We start from the raw sequence: 14511 nt of genomic DNA on the forward strand, positions 1-14511 counted from the left end.
ATCGACAAGCAGAAGGTCGGCCAGATCTCGGCGAACATCCGCCGTCTGCGTCGTCCCGACCCGTACAAGGGCAAGGGCGTTCGCTACGAGGGCGAGCAGATCCGCCGCAAGGTCGGAAAGACAGGTAAGTAATCATGGCGCAATCACAAGCTGCTGCTGCGCAAAAGCCGTTGGGGCAGAGCGTATCCGCAACGCGACGGGTCTCCCGGCTGCGTAGGCACGCGCGGCTGCGCAAGAAGATCTCGGGCACCCCGGAGCGGCCCCGCCTGGTGGTGCACCGCTCGGCGAGGCACATCCACGTGCAGCTGGTAAACGATCTCAACGGCACCACTGTGGCCGCCGCCTCGTCGATCGAGGCCGATGTGCGTGGCCTCGACGGTGACAAGAAAGCCCACAGCGTGCGGGTCGGTCAGTTGATCGCCGAGCGCGCCAAGGCCGCCGGCATCGACACCGTGGTGTTCGACCGCGGCGGCTACACCTACGGCGGACGGATCGCGGCGCTGGCCGATGCCGCGCGCGAGAACGGATTGCAATTCTGATGATTGGGAGGACCGCATAATGGCGGAGCAGTCGGCAGGCGGCGGAGACAACCGCTCTGACAGCCGGGACTCGCGCGACGGCCGCGACTCGCGTGGCCGGCGCGACGGCGGCGGCCGCGGCGGTCGCGAACGTGACGGTGAGAAGAGCAACTACCTCGAGCGCGTCGTCGCGATCAACCGCGTCTCCAAGGTGGTCAAGGGTGGCCGGCGGTTCAGCTTCACCGCGCTGGTCATCGTCGGCGACGGTAACGGGATGGTCGGTGTCGGCTACGGCAAGGCCAAGGAAGTTCCCGCCGCGATCGCCAAGGGCGTCGAGGAGGCACGCAAGGGCTTCTTCCGGGTGCCTTTGATCGGTGGCACCATCACGCATCCGGTGCAGGGTGAGGCGGCCGCCGGTGTGGTGCTGTTGCGTCCGGCCAGCCCGGGTACCGGTGTGATCGCCGGTGGCGCCGCGCGCGCGGTGCTGGAATGCGCTGGGGTGCACGACATCCTGGCCAAATCGTTGGGCAGCGACAACGCGATCAACGTGGTGCACGCCACCGTGGCCGCGCTCAAGCTCCTGCAGCGCCCCGAGGAGGTGGCCGCTCGTCGCGGACTGCCGATCGAAGACGTCGCACCGGCCGGGATGCTCAGGGCGCGCCGGGAGAGTGAAGCCTTGGCTGCCGCCGCTGGCCGGGAGACGCAACAATGAGCCAGCTGAAGATCACCCAGGTGCGCAGCACGATCGGGGCACGCTGGAAGCAGCGCGAGAGTCTACGCACGTTGGGCCTGCGGCGGATCCGCCATTCGGTGATCCGCGAGGACAACCCACAGACCCGGGGGCTGATCGCGACGGTAAGCCACCTCGTCGAGGTGGAGCCCGCTGGAGGTGAGGCGAAGTGACGCTCAAGCTGCACGACCTGAAGCCCGCGCGCGGGTCGAAAACGGCTCGCACCCGCGTCGGCCGCGGTGAGGGCTCCAAGGGCAAGACCGCGGGACGCGGTACCAAGGGCACCAAGGCACGCAAGAACGTGCCGGTGACCTTCGAGGGTGGGCAGATGCCCATCCACATGCGGCTGCCCAAGCTCAAGGGATTCCGCAACCGGTTCCGCACCGAGTACGAGATCGTCAACGTCGGCGACATCAGCCGGCTGTTCCCGCAGGGCGGGACCGTCGGCGTGGACGAACTCGTCGCCAAGGGCGCCGTTCGCAAGAACTCTCTGGTCAAGGTCCTCGGCGACGGCAAGCTGACCGTCAAGGTGGACCTGTCCGCGCACAAGTTCAGCGGCTCAGCCCGCGAGAAGATCACCGCCGCCGGCGGCTCGGTCACCGAGCTTTAGGCTCGCGAGCAGACGCAAAAGCACCCGCACGCACGGCGTGTCGGGTGCTTTTCGGGCTGTTCGCGCAACTATAGATTGCGGATTATGAGCGACACTCCGGAAGCTGAATGCGAAGAGCAGCACCTGTCGTTCGATGACAGCTTGTGGGACACCATCGCCGCGATCACCGAACGGTTGCGCGGCAAGGGACCGCTCGTCGTCGCGAATGTGGCCACCGGCCTGATGATGATCGCCGGGATGGTCTTCGGCGGCGGCCTGGGACGCGACAGGCTCGGCCGCGATGAGGTCGTCATGCTTGGGGTCGCGGCGCTGTTCATGATGATTGCGCTTGTTGTCGGGTTTTCCCGCGCCTTTCGGCGGGCCCGCAGGGCGTCGGGTTGGGTCCGCGAACGCCGGCCGGCGACCGCCGAGGAGCGGAGTCTGGTGCTCCTGTGGCCCTGGTCGACGGCTGTCGATGTGTTCTTTGCCTGGGTGTCGGCAACGTCCGCGGTCGCCGTGACGGCCGCGGTGCTGGGCTATCCGCCGCTCAGCTCGATCAGGATCGGCGTGATCGGCGCCTTGGCCGGGTGCGGCGCCGCCGGTTTGTCGTTTCTGCTGCTCGAAGAGCTTTTCCGCCCGGTTCTGCGGGTGGCGTTGGCCGGGCACGCGGCACCCGGCGGAAACAAGCTGGGGCTGCGCCGTCGGCTGATCCTGCTGTGGGCGCTCAGCAGCGCCGTGCCGCTGTCGGTGCTGGGCACCATCTGGATCGGGCAGCCCGCACAGGAACGGCTCCTCCTGCCGGTCGTGCTCGCGGTGAATTCGGCTGTTGCGGTGGTGTGGGGTCTGGCGGGCACCTATGCGGTGGCCCGGTCGCTGATCGAACCGGTGACCAGCCTGAAAGCCGCCCAGCGGAAAGTGCAAGACGGTGACCTGAACGTGCAGATCCCGGTCGACTACGGCGGCGAAGTGGGCGAACTGCAGGCCGGATTCAACCACATGGTCGCCGGATTGCTGGAACACCAGCGGCTGCACGACATATTCGGCCGCCACGTCGGGTATCGAGGTGGCCCGTGCCGCGCTCGCGACGGGTGTGCGGCTCGGTGGCGAGCGCCGAGTGGCCAGTGTCCTGTTTTTCGACCTGATCGGCTCGACGGCGATGACCCAGCGGCTGGAGCCCGAAGACGTGGTGGCCGTCCTGAACGACGTATTCGGCGCCGTCGTCGACTGTGTGACCAAAGAGGGCGGGTGGGTGAACAAGTTCGAGGGCGACGCCGCGTTGTGTGTGTTCGGCCCGCCCACCGAGCACATCGGGCACGCTGCCGCGGCATTACGGGCGGCGCGGGCGCTGCGAACGGAGTTCATTGCCCTGGCCGAGAGCCATCCTGGCCTCGACGCCGCGATCGGCGTTTCCTCGGGGGAGGTCATCGCCGGCAATATCGGGGCGGCGGACCGCTACGAATACACCGTGATCGGCGACGCGGTCAACGAGGCCGCCCGCCTCACCGAGCAGGCCAAAAAGGTACCCGAACGTTTGCTCGCGTCACACGCTGCGGTCGCCGAGGCCGGCGACGAGATGTGCTGGTGGCGAGCGCACGAGCCGATGCTCTTGCGGGGCCGGTCATCGGCCACCGAAACCTACGTCCCACTCGCCGTTCGGCGAGCTGGGGGCACCTCCCGCTTGCGGGGGAACGCAAAAGCACCCTCTAGCCGAGCCGCGGAATCACCTCTGCGGCAAGGCGCTCCATTTGCTCACGGTTCTCCGCAACGTCGGCGCCGACGGGATTGAGCAGCAGCATCTGGGCGCCGGCGTCGATCACCTGACTCAGCCCTCGGACGACGTCGTCGGGTGTCCCGGACACCGGAACCGCGTCGATGCCGGGCATGCCGCCGTAGATGCGCCGCAGCCCGGCAAGCACGCGCTCGCGGGCTCGGGCGGCATCGTCGTCGACGGTCAGATAGACCCGTTTGCCAATGGTGAACCGCGCGGCGTCTTTGCCCTGCTCGGCAACCTCACGCCGCACCACGGCCACGGCCCCGGCAAACGCGTCGGTCGTCGACGATCCCGCGCCCAGGAACGCATCACCGTGCCGCACCGCCCGGGCGAGCGCCTTGGGGGCAAGGCCGCCGAACCAGATCGGCGGGTGTGGTCGTTGCACCGGCTTCGGCTGGATGGGCAGGTCGTCGACGTCACGGAACCGGCCATGAAACGTCACCCTGGGCTGGTCGGACCAGGCCGCCTTCATCAACTCCAGGCCCTCGGTGAAATAGCTTATGTACGTCGACTTTTCGACGCCGAAGGCGGCGAACTGACGGGCACCGCCGCCTGGCGCGACGCCAATGTCGAGCCGCCCGTGGCTGAGCCGGTCGACGGCGGTCACCGCCGACGCCAGCTGAAGTGGCTCGTGCAGCGACGTCACCAGTACGGCGACTCCCAGGCGCAGCCGCTCGGTGCAGGCCGCGCAATAGGCCAGCAGCTCCAGCGGGGCTAACAAAGGTGCCTGGCCGATGGTCTGCTCCAGCACCCAGCCGCCTTCGAACCCGAGTTCCTCAGCACGCGCCAGATAGGCACGCAGGCCGGCGGCATCGAATTCGTCGTAATCGAACTGGGGGATCGCGATCGAGAACCTCACCCAACCACCGTACGGCGGGCGATCGGTAGGCTGGGACATCATGTTTGCCTTTCTGCCTTCATTTCCTGGCCTCGACGACGTGCGCGCCCTGGCCAGCCGGGTCGATACCGCCCGCCACCACGGCATACCCGACGGCTGTGTGCTCGAGTTCAACCTGCGTTCGGTGCCACCGGAGACGACGGGCTTCGACCCCGTCACGCTCGTCACCGGAGGTGGCCGGCCGATGGCGCTGCGTGACGCTGTCGCCGCGCTGCACCGTGCCGCCGAGGACCCCCGCGTCGCCGGGCTGATCGCCCGCTTACAGCTCGCGGCCGCCCCGCCCGCGGTGGTTCAGGAGTTGCGAGAGGCAATCCTGGCTTTCAGCGCCGTCAAGCCGTCACTGGCCTGGGCCGAGACCTATCCGGGGACGCTGTCGTACTACCTGGCGTCGGCGTTCGGCGAGATCTGGATGCAGCCGTCGGGAACCGTGGGGCTGATCGGCTTCGCGAGCAACGCCATGTTCCTGCGCGAGGCACTGGAGAAGGCCGGCATCGAAGCCCAGTTCGTTGCACGCGGTGAATACAAGTCGGCGGCAAACGTTTTCACTCAAGACGGCTTCACCGACGCCCATCGGGAAGCCGTCACCCGGATATTGGAGAGCTTGCAGGACCAGGTGTGGCAGGGGATCGGCGAGTCGCGCAAGATCGCGCCCGGCAAGCTCGATGAGCTGGCCGACCGGGCTCCGCTGTTGCGCGATGACGCCGTTGCCGCCGGGCTGATCGACCGGATCGGGTTCCGCGACGAAGCCTATGCGCGGATCGCGGAAATGGTTGGTGTGGAGGACATTTCGCCAGAAGAGTGCGATGGTGGCGACAACCCGCCGCGGCTCTACCTGACGCGGTACGCGGGTGCCGCCCGGTCCCGGCTGACGCCACCCGTGCCCCCGATTCCGGGTCGCCGGTCCAAGCCGACCATCGCCGTGGTCACCCTCGAGGGCCAGATCGTCAACGGCCGCGGCGGTCCGCAATTGCTGCCGATCGGTCCCTCCAGCGCCGGTGGTGACACCATCGCGGCGGCTCTCCGCGAGGTTGCCGGCGACGATTCGGTGTCCGCGATCGTGCTGCGGGTGGACAGTCCCGGGGGTTCGGTCGCAGCGTCGGAGACCATCTGGCGTGAGGTGGCGAGGGCCCGTGAGCGCGGCAAGCCGGTGGTGGCGTCGATGGGCTCGGTCGCCGCATCGGGCGGCTACTACGCCTCGATGGGAGCCGACGCGATCGTGGCCAATCCGGGCACCATCACCGGGTCGATTGGGGTGATCACCGGGAAGCTGGTGGTGCGGGATCTGAAGGGCCGACTCGGCGTCGGGTCAGATACCGTGCGCACCAACGCCAATGCCGACGCGTGGTCGGCTGACGCGCCCTTCACGCCGGAGCAGCAGGCCCATCGCGAAGCCGAAGCCGACCTGTTCTACGACGACTTCGTGGAGCGCGTCGCCGAGGGCCGCAAGATGACCGTCGAAGCCGTGGATGTCGTTGCCCGCGGCCGCGTTTGGACCGGCGCCGACGCTCTGCAGCGCGGTTTGGTCGACGAACTCGGCGGGTTGCGGACTGCGGTACGCCGCGCCAAGGTTCTGGCCGGCCTGGACGAGGACACCGAGGTGCGCATCATCAGCTACCCCGGTTCGTCGTTGCTCGACCTGGTGCGACCTCGCTCCTCGTCGCAACCCGCCGCGGCGTCGCTGCCGGAGGCGCTTGGCGCGCTGCTGGGCCGTTCGGTTGCCGGAATCCTCGAACACGTCGAGCAGACGCTGAGCGGTGCCAGCGTGTTGTGGTTGGGGCAGTCGCGCTTCTAACCGCTCAGGCCGCCACTGATGAAGATGATCTCGCCCAGTGGGTCGTCGTCTTCCGGGGGCGGCACATCGAGGCCGGCGCGGATGAATAGTTCGGCACGGGTCACGCCGTCGACGTTCCATCCCTTGGCCGTCAGATAGTCCAGGACGTGGTTGCGTTCGCCGGTATAGACCAGCGAGGCCATGTCGATGTCCACGCCGTGCTCCTGGAAGGGATTGGCCATCCCCTGCACCCGGTTGACATCGAAATCCACTATGCCAGGCACGAATTCGGTGGCGATCGTGCTGCCCGGTGCGCTGAGTGCGGTGATGTTGTCGAACAGCCGGTCCTGGGCTTCGGGCGGCAGGTAGATAAGCAGGCCTTCGGCCAGCCACGCTGTCGGCGCTGAGGTGTCCAGTCCGGCTGCGGCAAGCGCCGCGGGCCAGTCGGCGCGCAGATCGATGGGGATCGTCCGCCGGGTCGCGGTGGGTTCGGCCCCGATGTCGGCCAAAGTCGTTGTCTTGAACTCGATCACTTGCGGCTGATCGATTTCGTAGACCACGGTCCCGGCCGGCCACGGCAACCGGTAGGCACGCGAATCCAGACCGGACGCGAGGATCACCACCTGCCGTACCCCGGAACGGGCCGCGTTCAGGAGGTAGTCGTCGAAGTACTTCGTGCGCACCGCCATCCCGTGGACCATCGCCTGCGCGCGTTCCGGCGAGAAGTTCTCGAACGCGGTCAGGTCGAGCTCGCCGTCCATCATCTTGGTGAAGAAATCCAAGCCGACGGCGCGCACCAGCGGCTCGGCGAACGGGTCGTTGATCAGACCGTCCGGGTCCCTGCTTGCCATCGCACGACCGGCCGCCACCAGGGTTGCGGTGGCGCCGACGCTGGAGCCCAGGTCCCAGTGGTCGTCGTGGGCGCGTGGCATGTGAACACCTTACCGAAGGGTCGCGGCGACATAGCTCGCCTTGCTGAAGACTGCCGCCATCTCGTCGTTGGGAAACTCAAAACCGTTGTGCGCATACAGTTCCGGAGCCGTCCGGGCTGTCACATCCCAGCCGTGGCCGGCCAGGTAGTCGATGACGACGCTGCGCTCGCCGTCGTACATCAGGTTGGACATGTTCAGCTCGACGCCGAGGCGGTTCCAGCGCTCGGACAGTTGGTTCGCGCGCTCGGCGAAAAAGGTCTGCGGGTCGGGGAGGTGCTCGGTGGCAACCCGGCTGCCCGGTGCGCTGAGCGCGGTGATGTCGTCGAACAACCGGTCCTGAGCTTCGGGCGGCAGGTACACGAGCAGACCCTCGGCGATCCACGCCGTCGGTTGGGTGGTGTCGAAACCGTGCCGGCGCAACGCCGTTGGCCAGTCCTCGCGCAGGTCGATTCCGATCGGCCGGCGGTCGGCGGTCGGGGTCGCGCCATGGTCGACCAGCGTGCGGGTCTTGAAGTCGATGACCTCCGGCTGGTCGATCTCGTACACCACCATGCCCTGCGGCCACGCCAGCCGGTAGGCCCTGGTGTCCAGGCCGGAGGCCAGGATCACGGCCTGGCGGATACCCGCCTCGGTGGCCCCGCCAGACGCGGTGAAGAAGTCGTCGAAGAACCGGGTGCGTACGGCGATCTGCTCGTTCATCCGCTCGCGGTTCAGCAGCGGGTCGTCTTCGGCCGTGACTTCTCCGTCGATCATCCGCACGAACGGGACCAGACCCACCGCCCGCACCAGCGGGTCGGCCAGCTGATCATCGAGTAACGCGTTGGGCCCTTGCGACGCCAGCGCCCGCGACACCGCGACCATGGTCGCCGTCGCGCCCACGCTGGAGGCCGGGCCCCAGCTGTCGCCGTCGGATCGTGTCGAGTCGATCTGGGTCATCGCGTGCCGCTGACGTAGAACAGGTCGGCCCGGGGCATGTCGTCGTCCTCGACAGGCGGAAGCCCGTTGGCCGTCAACATGTCTCGGGCATTGGTCTTGGTAAGCTCCCAACCGCGGTCGGCCAGGTACGGCGCGGCCTCGTTGCGGTCGCCGATATACACAAGTCCGGTCATGTCGATGTCGAAACCGTGCGCGCGCCACCGCTCGGAGACCGCCTGCATGCGCTGCACCATCTTCTCCCGGTCGGCAGGGTCGATGTTGCTGACGCTTTCGGTGGCGAATCGGCTGCCCGGCGCACTGAGTTCCGTGACGGTGTCCAGCAGGCGGTCCTGCGCGTCCGGCGGCAGGTATCCCAACAGCCCCTCGGCGCTCCACGCGGTCGGTTGGGTCGCGTCGAATCCTGCGGCGCGCAGGGCGGCGGGCCAGTCCTCGCGCAGATCGATGGCCACCGCTCGCCGATCGGCGGTGGCGGACGCGCCCAGCTTGGCCAGCGTGCGGGTCTTGAATTCGATGACCTGCGGCTGGTCGATCTCGTAGACCACCGTCCCGTCGGGCCACGGCAATCGGTAGGCGCGAGAGTCCAATCCGGAAGCCAGGATGACCGCCTGCCTGATGCCGGCGTTGGCGGCGCCGGTGAAGAAGTCGTCGAAGAACTTGGTGCGGACCGCCATGTTGTCGGTCATGCGGGCCATCGCCCCGGTAGCGCGACCCGGGTGGTCCTTGTCGTCCAGGTCGGCCGGGTTCACTTCGCCGACGGCCAACCGGGTGAGCAGGTCTACGCCCACCGCCCTGACCAGCGGCTCGGCGAATGGATCATTGATCAGCGGATTCTCAGCACGGGTTGCCATCGCGCGGGCCGCGGCGACCATCGTCGCGGTCGCTCCGACGCTGGATGCCAGATCCCAGGTGTCTCCCTCGTACCTGGTGGAACCGGTGGACGTCATCTGTTGCCCTTCGGAGGTAGTGCCAGTTGATACTTAGCCAATATAACGAACCTCAAACCACTGTACGCCGTGACCGATTCCCGCGCCGGTGGACCCCGGTTACGCTGCAGCAGCGCCGAGGCACAACGGCGGCGATCGAGAAGTGTCCTCGCCCGCTCGGCGGTCACAAGGTGGTGTTGTGGCTCGTATACTCGGGGGCAGATCTTGCGGCGGGCGCTGTTCAGAGGCTGGAGCCTGGGGATGCATGCGGTTTGGAAGCCGTTATCCCGGTGGGTGTTACGACATTCTCCGGCGAACCCCCTTGCGGCGTTGGATGAGTCATGCCGGGACTGAGTGCTCGAATGCCCGAACTGTCTGCGCTGGAAATCTTTTCGGCGATCGCCAGGACGGGAAGTTTCGGTGCTGCTGCCCGAGAGTTTGGGCTGACACAGCAGGCCGTGTCGGCGCGGATGGCCTCACTCGAGGCTCAGACCGGTGTGGTCTTGTTTGTCAGGACGCCGCGCGGTTCGCAACTTACGCCCGCCGGCACCGTTCTGGCCGAGTGGGCCGATCGATTGCTCGACGAAGCCCACCAGGTGGACACGGGATTAGCGTCGATGCGCTCGGAAAAGCGAACGCGCCTCAAGGTGGTCGCGAGCCTGACCATCGCGGAACAGCTCATGCCGCGCTGGCTGGTGTCGATGCGTGCTGCGGCAAATCGACGTGGCGCGACCGTTCCGGAAGTCATCATGACCGCTACCAACAGCGACCAGGTGATCGCCGCTGTCCGCGATGGCGCCGCGGATCTCGGGTTCATCGAAACGCCGCACGTGCCGGGCGGGCTGCGCAGTCGCGTGATCGGTCACGACGAGCTCGTGGTTATCGTGCCTCCCGACCACAAGTGGGCTCGTCGCCGACGTTCGTTAGGCGCGTGGGAGCTGAGCCAAACGCCGCTCGTCACCCGTGAATCGGGGTCGGGTACTCGTGATTCGTTGACGGCGGCGCTCCGTCACACGGTGGGTGAGTCGATGCAACAAGCGCATCCCATCCTCGAATTGTCTTCTGCCGCTGCGGTGCGCGCGGCGGTGGTGGCTGGTGCGGGGCCCGCGGTGATGAGCCGGCTGGCGGTGGCTGACGATGCGGTGGCCGGACGTCTGTGTATCGTGCCGGTTCCCGAATTGAACCTCAGACGGGAGCTGAGGGCCATCTGGATAGGCGGCCGCAATCCGCCCGCGGGAACAGCCCGAGACCTCATCAGTCACATCACAAGTCGCGGCGCTGATTAGCTTTGGGTTGTGGCTAGGGCCCGTAGCTCATCCACAGCGGCAGAACGGTGTTGAGGTACGTCATGAATTTGTGCAGCCCCACCCGGTGTTCCGTGAAGCCCAACGGGTCGGTGCGGCATTCTGGGAATGCGATGCCGAACCCGAAGAGGCCCGGCGCAATAATCCCGTTGGCCGGGTTGTAGTCGAGTCTCTCCCACTGCGGAGTGCGGGGAAGTCGCCGGCGCTCGAAGCCCACGGTGTAGACGACGTGATCACACTCGGCAAGGTGCTGTCGGAATTCGGGGCTGTGCATCGACACACGCTCGAGGCGCTCCGGGTACACGCCGTCGATGTTCTCCCGCGCCCACAGCGCCGCCCGACCCTTGAGACCGACATCGTCGAACAGCGTCCAATCCCCCATATCGACGGCGTATCTGAGCGGGCTGCGGTAGAAGTTGACCACTTTTTCAACGGGTCGGTTCAACAGATTTGGCAGGGCGATCATGGTTGAGTGAGACGACCCGAAGACGGCGACGGTGGCACCGTCCAACGGCTGGACGGCCAGCTTTTCCGGGTCAAGGGCGACATCTATCGGAATCTCCGCCAGATCCGGAAAGGCCAACTTCTTGGCAGTTGCGCCGACCGCGACGATCACTTTCTCGGAGGTGATGACACCGTGCTCGGTCTGCACTGACCACTGCCTATTGCGCAGGTAGAGCTCAGTAGCCACGGAGGGAAAGGCCGTCACTCGCTGCCGTAGCTGCTCTGTGACCCACACCAGAGGATCGGCGACCAAGTCCAGTAGACACGTTTCGCGGGGGTCGACCTCGGTGAGCTTGAATGGCGGTGCCTCGCGGAAACGAAAGGACGGTGACGCGTTCAGGTAGTCGAGGAACAGCGAGACGGCAGTGTTGCTAGAGACGGCTCGCCACTTGTCGCCCAGATCACCTGCCGCGAAGTGCGGGTCGACCCAGGCGATCTTCTCCGGCGCTATGCCGTGGTCGATGAGCCTGCCCACCGCGGCAATTCCCGCGGGTCCGGCGCCGATCACAGTCCACTCGTGTTGCTTCATGGTCCATTTCCTTGTTCGCCTGTCACCAAAGGGTCACGTCTAAATCATTCGCCGCGTGCGTAATCGTGAGTAGGGGCTCCGACGTTGTGTACTCACAAACTCGCCTTGTGAGGCTGTCCACCCTTCCCAACGCGGCTGGTTCGCGGCAACCTTGACGCATGGCCTACTCGGCAACCGGCAAACGAGTGCTCATCACCGGCGCTTCCTCGGGGCTGGGAGCGGCCTTGGCCCGTCAGCTCGCCGCACAGAAAGCGGTGGTGGGGCTGATCGCCCGGCGCCGTGATCGGTTGGGCAAGGTGCTGGCCGACTGCCGACGGACCTCGTCCGACTCGGCGATGTGGGTGGCCGACCTCGCCGACACCGCGGCCGTCGGCGAGTTGGCGCTGCGGGCCTGGGACGTGCTGGGCGGCATCGACGTTCTGGTGAACAACGCGGCGATCCCGAAGCGCCGGCCGGTCGCCGAGTTGGCGCCGGACGAGGTGGAGGCCGTGATGCGGGTCAACTTCTTCGCCCCGATGCGGCTGACGCTCGCCGTGTTGCCGCGGATGCTGGAGCGGGGCTCGGGCATGATCGTCAACGTGTCGAGCGTCGGCGGGCGCCTCGGGATCATCCACGAAACCGCCTACTGTGCCAGCAAATTCGCGTTGTGCGGGTGGAGTGAGGCGATGGCCGTCGACCTGCACGGCACCGGCGTGGAGGTCAAGCTGATCGAGCCCGGCCCGGTCGACACCGAGATCTGGGACCAGCCCGGCAGCGAGGAACCTTTCTACCAGGGGCCCAAAGTGCCGGCCGACGAAGTGGCCGACGGCATCATCGCGGCACTGGGCACCGACTCCTTTGAGCATTACGTTCCCGATATGAAAGCCGTTGTGGACGCCAAGAATGCCGACCTCGATGCGTTCATCGCCGGTGTGGCCGGGATGGCGCCGCGATGAAGGCGCTGGTTTACGGCGTACCACCGGAGCCGTTTGAGATTCCGGAGAACGCCAACCTGCTGACCCAGAATCTGGCGCGCACCCCGACGGCGCTGCGAGACGTGCCGGATCCGCAACTGCTGCACCAGGATTGGGTGATCACCCGGCCGCGACTGACCGGCATCTGCGGATCGGACTCCAAGCAGATCCTGATGGACTTCGGCGAGGACGACGTCGACAACGCGATGGCCGCGTTCTGCTCTTTTCCCCAGGTCATGGGTCACGAGGTGGTCGCCGACGTAGTCGCGGTGGGACCGAAGGCACGGGGGTTGGAGGTCGGGCAGCGGGTGGTGCTCAACCCGTGGCTGTCGTGCGGACCGCGCGGCATCCAACCACCTTGTCCCGCCTGCGAAACCGGGGACTACAGCCTGTGTTGGAGTTTCACCGACGGCGACATCAAGCCCGGCATCCACACCGGGGTGTCGGCGGACGTGACCGGCGGCTACGCCGAGTTGATGCCGGCCCACGACAGCATGCTGTACGCCGTGCCTGACTCGGTGCCCGACGAGCTGGCCGTGTTCGCCGACCCATTTTCGGTGTCGCTGCATGCGATTACCCGCCACCCGCCGCCCCGCTCGGGGCGCGTTCTGGTGTACGGGGCCGGCTCGCTGGGGCTGTGCGCGGTGGCGATCCTGCGGGCGCTGTATCCCGACGTGGCGGTGGCGGTGGTGGCACGGTTCGACGCCCAGGCCGAGCTGGCCCGACAGTTCGGTGCCGTCAAAGTCCTCGCGCACGAACCCCGTTTGGCCATCGTCGAGGAGCTGGCCGCCTGGGGCGGCGGTCGGCTGCGGCAGCCTTTGCAGGGCTTGCCGATGGCATACCCTGGCGCGGTCGACGTGGTCTATGACACGGTTGGTAAGCCGGAGACATTCGAAGTTGGTGTGCGGGTGCTGGTTTCGCGGGGAACGCTGGTGAAGGCCGGTGTGCACGCCCCTGGACGGTGGGAGTGGAGCCCGCTGTACTTCAAGGAGATCAACTGGGTCGGCTCGAATGCGTTCGGGTTCGAGGAGGTCGAAGGGCAGCGCAAGCACGCCATCGCGCATTACCTGGACCTGGTCTCTGCAGGACGAATCGACTTGCAGCCCATGCTGACTCACACTTTTCAGCTTCAGCAGTGGCGCGACGCGCTACTCGCGATTGCCAACCAGGCGGAGAGCGGCGCCATCAAGGTGGCGTTCGATCAACGCTGAGCAACCGCGTCGATCGTGCCTACGCCGCTCGAGATCGCTGACGAGCAGCATGGCTCGGCTCGGGTAGGTGCGCAGAAGTCGACATGGCCGCGGCCGTTGCGACTTGATCGGGTTCTTGGGCGATGCCGCGGGCGATGACGTCGTCCAGGGCCAGCACATACCCGAGGAGTTCACCCTAAACGCCGCTACGCCTCGCTGCGTCACGAATCAGCAACCTCGCGGGCACACCGCTGCTCCCGCGCGCTGCTTCCCGCACGCGCAAAACAACTAGGCCGGACGGATGGCGCGATAGTAGGTCAGCCGTCCGACGAAGCGGTGCCGCTGCGTGGCGACCTCGGTGCAGTCGAACCCCGCCGCACGTAGCAGCTGGGGAATCGCGTCGCCGAGGTTGCCGGCCGCGTGCGGGCTGTGCCTGACGAGCCGCGCGGCCAGGCCGTCGTGCGCGGTCATGTCACCGCCCATGTCGACCAAATGCAATCTGCCGCCGGGGCGCAGGACGCGGAAAATCTCGGCCGCCGCAGCGGTTTTGGCGTCGCTGTCCAGGTGGTGCAGCATCATCGACGACAACACCCGGTCGAATTCGCCGTCGGCGTAGGGGAGCCGTTGCGCGTAGCCGCGTTCGAAGCTGATACCGCTCAGTCGGGCTGCCTTGCGCTGTGCGCGCTTGAGTGCCAGCGGGTCGGGGTCGGATCCGGTCACCTCTACACCGGGATGGGTTCGCTTGGCCCGGATGCTGAGATTCCCCGTCCCGCAGCCGATTTCCAGGACACGTTGGCCGTCGGCGAGTTCGGCCTGCGCGATCAGCTTCTGATAGACGTTCTTGAAACCCATCACGCGGGCCAACAGGTCGTAGCTGGGCAGCAGCGCGTCGTAGTTGGCGGCGGGCAGGTAGTCATGTGGATGATGTTTGAGCATAGAATCCATACTGCACCGTAATAGCAC

Annotated in this window: 16 protein-coding genes and 1 pseudogene; 11 read left to right on the forward strand and 6 right to left on the reverse strand. The window is 66.8% G+C overall.

Annotated features, from left to right (window positions below; all coding sequences use genetic code 11):
* The 7 genes and pseudogenes from rplF to VML93_RS05060 form a co-directional block, all read left to right on the forward strand.
* Positions 1 to 132 (forward strand): 50S ribosomal protein L6 (rplF, locus tag VML93_RS05030; protein WP_325608336.1); only part of this gene is annotated, 132 nt, incomplete at its 5' end.
* A 38-nt stretch (positions 133 to 170) separates the two neighbouring features.
* A complete protein-coding gene (gene rplR / locus VML93_RS05035; protein WP_325608339.1) occupies positions 171 to 539 on the forward strand; it encodes a 50S ribosomal protein L18 in 369 nt (122 codons plus the stop codon).
* A gap of 19 nt (positions 540 to 558) precedes the next feature.
* Complete coding sequence (rpsE, locus tag VML93_RS05040) at positions 559 to 1230, forward strand: 30S ribosomal protein S5 (protein WP_325608307.1); 672 nt, start codon at positions 559 to 561, stop codon at positions 1228 to 1230.
* A complete protein-coding gene (gene rpmD / locus VML93_RS05045) occupies positions 1227 to 1421 on the forward strand; it encodes a 50S ribosomal protein L30 (protein WP_325608309.1) in 195 nt (64 codons plus the stop codon). The genes rpsE and rpmD overlap by 4 nt, the downstream gene beginning before the upstream one ends.
* Entirely contained in the window at positions 1418 to 1858 is a 441-nt protein-coding gene (rplO, locus tag VML93_RS05050; protein WP_325608311.1) for a 50S ribosomal protein L15, read from the forward strand. The genes rpmD and rplO overlap by 4 nt, the downstream gene beginning before the upstream one ends.
* Before the next feature lie 318 nt (positions 1859 to 2176).
* A pseudogene (locus tag VML93_RS38490) lies at positions 2177 to 2788 on the forward strand (hypothetical protein); the annotation flags it as partial.
* Positions 2789 to 2900: 112 nt separating this feature from the next.
* Complete coding sequence (locus VML93_RS05060; protein ID WP_325608315.1) at positions 2901 to 3623, forward strand: adenylate/guanylate cyclase domain-containing protein; 723 nt, start codon at positions 2901 to 2903, stop codon at positions 3621 to 3623.
* On the opposite strand, the gene VML93_RS05065 is transcribed toward VML93_RS05060, so the two are convergent.
* Entirely contained in the window at positions 3541 to 4467 is a 927-nt protein-coding gene (locus VML93_RS05065) for an LLM class flavin-dependent oxidoreductase (RefSeq protein WP_325608317.1), read from the reverse strand. The two genes, VML93_RS05060 and VML93_RS05065, sit on opposite strands and share 83 nt — an antisense overlap.
* 40 nt (positions 4468 to 4507) lie before the next feature.
* Between VML93_RS05065 and sppA the strand changes: the two genes are divergently transcribed.
* A complete protein-coding gene (gene sppA / locus VML93_RS05070; RefSeq protein WP_325608319.1) occupies positions 4508 to 6298 on the forward strand; it encodes a signal peptide peptidase SppA in 1791 nt (596 codons plus the stop codon).
* On the opposite strand, the gene VML93_RS05075 is transcribed toward sppA, so the two are convergent.
* The 3 genes from VML93_RS05075 to VML93_RS05085 are packed head-to-tail and all read right to left on the reverse strand — an operon-like array spanning position 6295 to position 9089.
* Complete coding sequence (locus tag VML93_RS05075) at positions 6295 to 7209, reverse strand: class I SAM-dependent methyltransferase (protein WP_325608321.1); 915 nt, start codon at positions 7207 to 7209, stop codon at positions 6295 to 6297. The genes sppA and VML93_RS05075 overlap by 4 nt on opposite strands.
* A gap of 9 nt (positions 7210 to 7218) precedes the next feature.
* Positions 7219 to 8145 (reverse strand): class I SAM-dependent methyltransferase, encoded by a 927-nt coding sequence (locus VML93_RS05080; protein ID WP_325608323.1) that lies wholly within the window; start codon positions 8143 to 8145, stop codon positions 7219 to 7221.
* Complete coding sequence (locus tag VML93_RS05085) at positions 8142 to 9089, reverse strand: class I SAM-dependent methyltransferase (protein WP_325608325.1); 948 nt, start codon at positions 9087 to 9089, stop codon at positions 8142 to 8144. The genes VML93_RS05080 and VML93_RS05085 overlap by 4 nt, the downstream gene beginning before the upstream one ends.
* A 320-nt stretch (positions 9090 to 9409) precedes the next feature.
* Between VML93_RS05085 and VML93_RS05090 the strand changes: the two genes are divergently transcribed.
* A complete protein-coding gene (locus VML93_RS05090) occupies positions 9410 to 10354 on the forward strand; it encodes a LysR family transcriptional regulator (RefSeq protein ID WP_325608326.1) in 945 nt (314 codons plus the stop codon).
* Positions 10355 to 10367: 13 nt separating this feature from the next.
* Here VML93_RS05090 and VML93_RS05095 read toward each other — a convergent pair whose 3' ends face one another.
* Positions 10368 to 11405, reverse strand: a complete 1038-nt coding sequence (locus VML93_RS05095; protein ID WP_325608328.1) for a pyridine nucleotide-disulfide oxidoreductase — start codon at positions 11403 to 11405, stop codon at positions 10368 to 10370.
* 158 nt (positions 11406 to 11563) lie between these two features.
* Here VML93_RS05095 and VML93_RS05100 point away from each other — a divergent pair, with 158 nt between their 5' ends.
* Both VML93_RS05100 and VML93_RS05105 read left to right on the forward strand, forming a co-directional pair.
* Positions 11564 to 12340, forward strand: coding sequence for an SDR family NAD(P)-dependent oxidoreductase (locus VML93_RS05100; RefSeq protein ID WP_325608330.1), 777 nt, complete (start codon positions 11564 to 11566; stop codon positions 12338 to 12340).
* Positions 12337 to 13569, forward strand: a complete 1233-nt coding sequence (locus tag VML93_RS05105; protein WP_325608332.1) for a zinc-binding dehydrogenase — start codon at positions 12337 to 12339, stop codon at positions 13567 to 13569. The genes VML93_RS05100 and VML93_RS05105 overlap by 4 nt, the downstream gene beginning before the upstream one ends.
* 267 nt (positions 13570 to 13836) lie before the next feature.
* On the opposite strand, the gene VML93_RS05110 is transcribed toward VML93_RS05105, so the two are convergent.
* Positions 13837 to 14484: a class I SAM-dependent methyltransferase gene (locus VML93_RS05110; RefSeq protein WP_414686282.1), complete on the reverse strand. Its 648-nt coding sequence runs from the start codon at positions 14482 to 14484 to the stop codon at positions 13837 to 13839.
* Positions 14485 to 14511: the final 27 nt, after the last annotated feature.

The sequence above is a fragment of the Mycobacterium sp. genome, from assembly GCF_035499775.1.
Classification (GTDB): domain Bacteria; phylum Actinomycetota; class Actinomycetes; order Mycobacteriales; family Mycobacteriaceae; genus Mycobacterium.

What these genes read in the sequence shown, in the direction of transcription:
- VML93_RS05090 (WP_325608326.1), top strand. Translation starts at nt 9,410, where the DNA reads ATGCCGGGACTGAGTGCTCGAATGCCCGAACTGTCTGCGCTGGAAATC.
- VML93_RS05075 (WP_325608321.1), bottom strand. Translation starts at nt 7,209, where the DNA reads ATGCCACGCGCCCACGACGACCACTGGGACCTGGGCTCCAGCGTCGGC.
- rpmD (WP_325608309.1), top strand. Translation starts at nt 1,227, where the DNA reads ATGAGCCAGCTGAAGATCACCCAGGTGCGCAGCACGATCGGGGCACGC.
- sppA (WP_325608319.1), top strand. Translation starts at nt 4,508, where the DNA reads ATGTTTGCCTTTCTGCCTTCATTTCCTGGCCTCGACGACGTGCGCGCC.
- VML93_RS05085 (WP_325608325.1), bottom strand. Translation starts at nt 9,089, where the DNA reads ATGACGTCCACCGGTTCCACCAGGTACGAGGGAGACACCTGGGATCTG.
- VML93_RS05095 (WP_325608328.1), bottom strand. Translation starts at nt 11,405, where the DNA reads ATGAAGCAACACGAGTGGACTGTGATCGGCGCCGGACCCGCGGGAATT.
- VML93_RS05080 (WP_325608323.1), bottom strand. Translation starts at nt 8,145, where the DNA reads ATGACCCAGATCGACTCGACACGATCCGACGGCGACAGCTGGGGCCCG.
- VML93_RS05105 (WP_325608332.1), top strand. Translation starts at nt 12,337, where the DNA reads ATGAAGGCGCTGGTTTACGGCGTACCACCGGAGCCGTTTGAGATTCCG.
- VML93_RS05100 (WP_325608330.1), top strand. Translation starts at nt 11,564, where the DNA reads ATGGCCTACTCGGCAACCGGCAAACGAGTGCTCATCACCGGCGCTTCC.
- rpsE (WP_325608307.1), top strand. Translation starts at nt 559, where the DNA reads ATGGCGGAGCAGTCGGCAGGCGGCGGAGACAACCGCTCTGACAGCCGG.
- VML93_RS05110 (WP_414686282.1), bottom strand. Translation starts at nt 14,484, where the DNA reads ATGCTCAAACATCATCCACATGACTACCTGCCCGCCGCCAACTACGAC.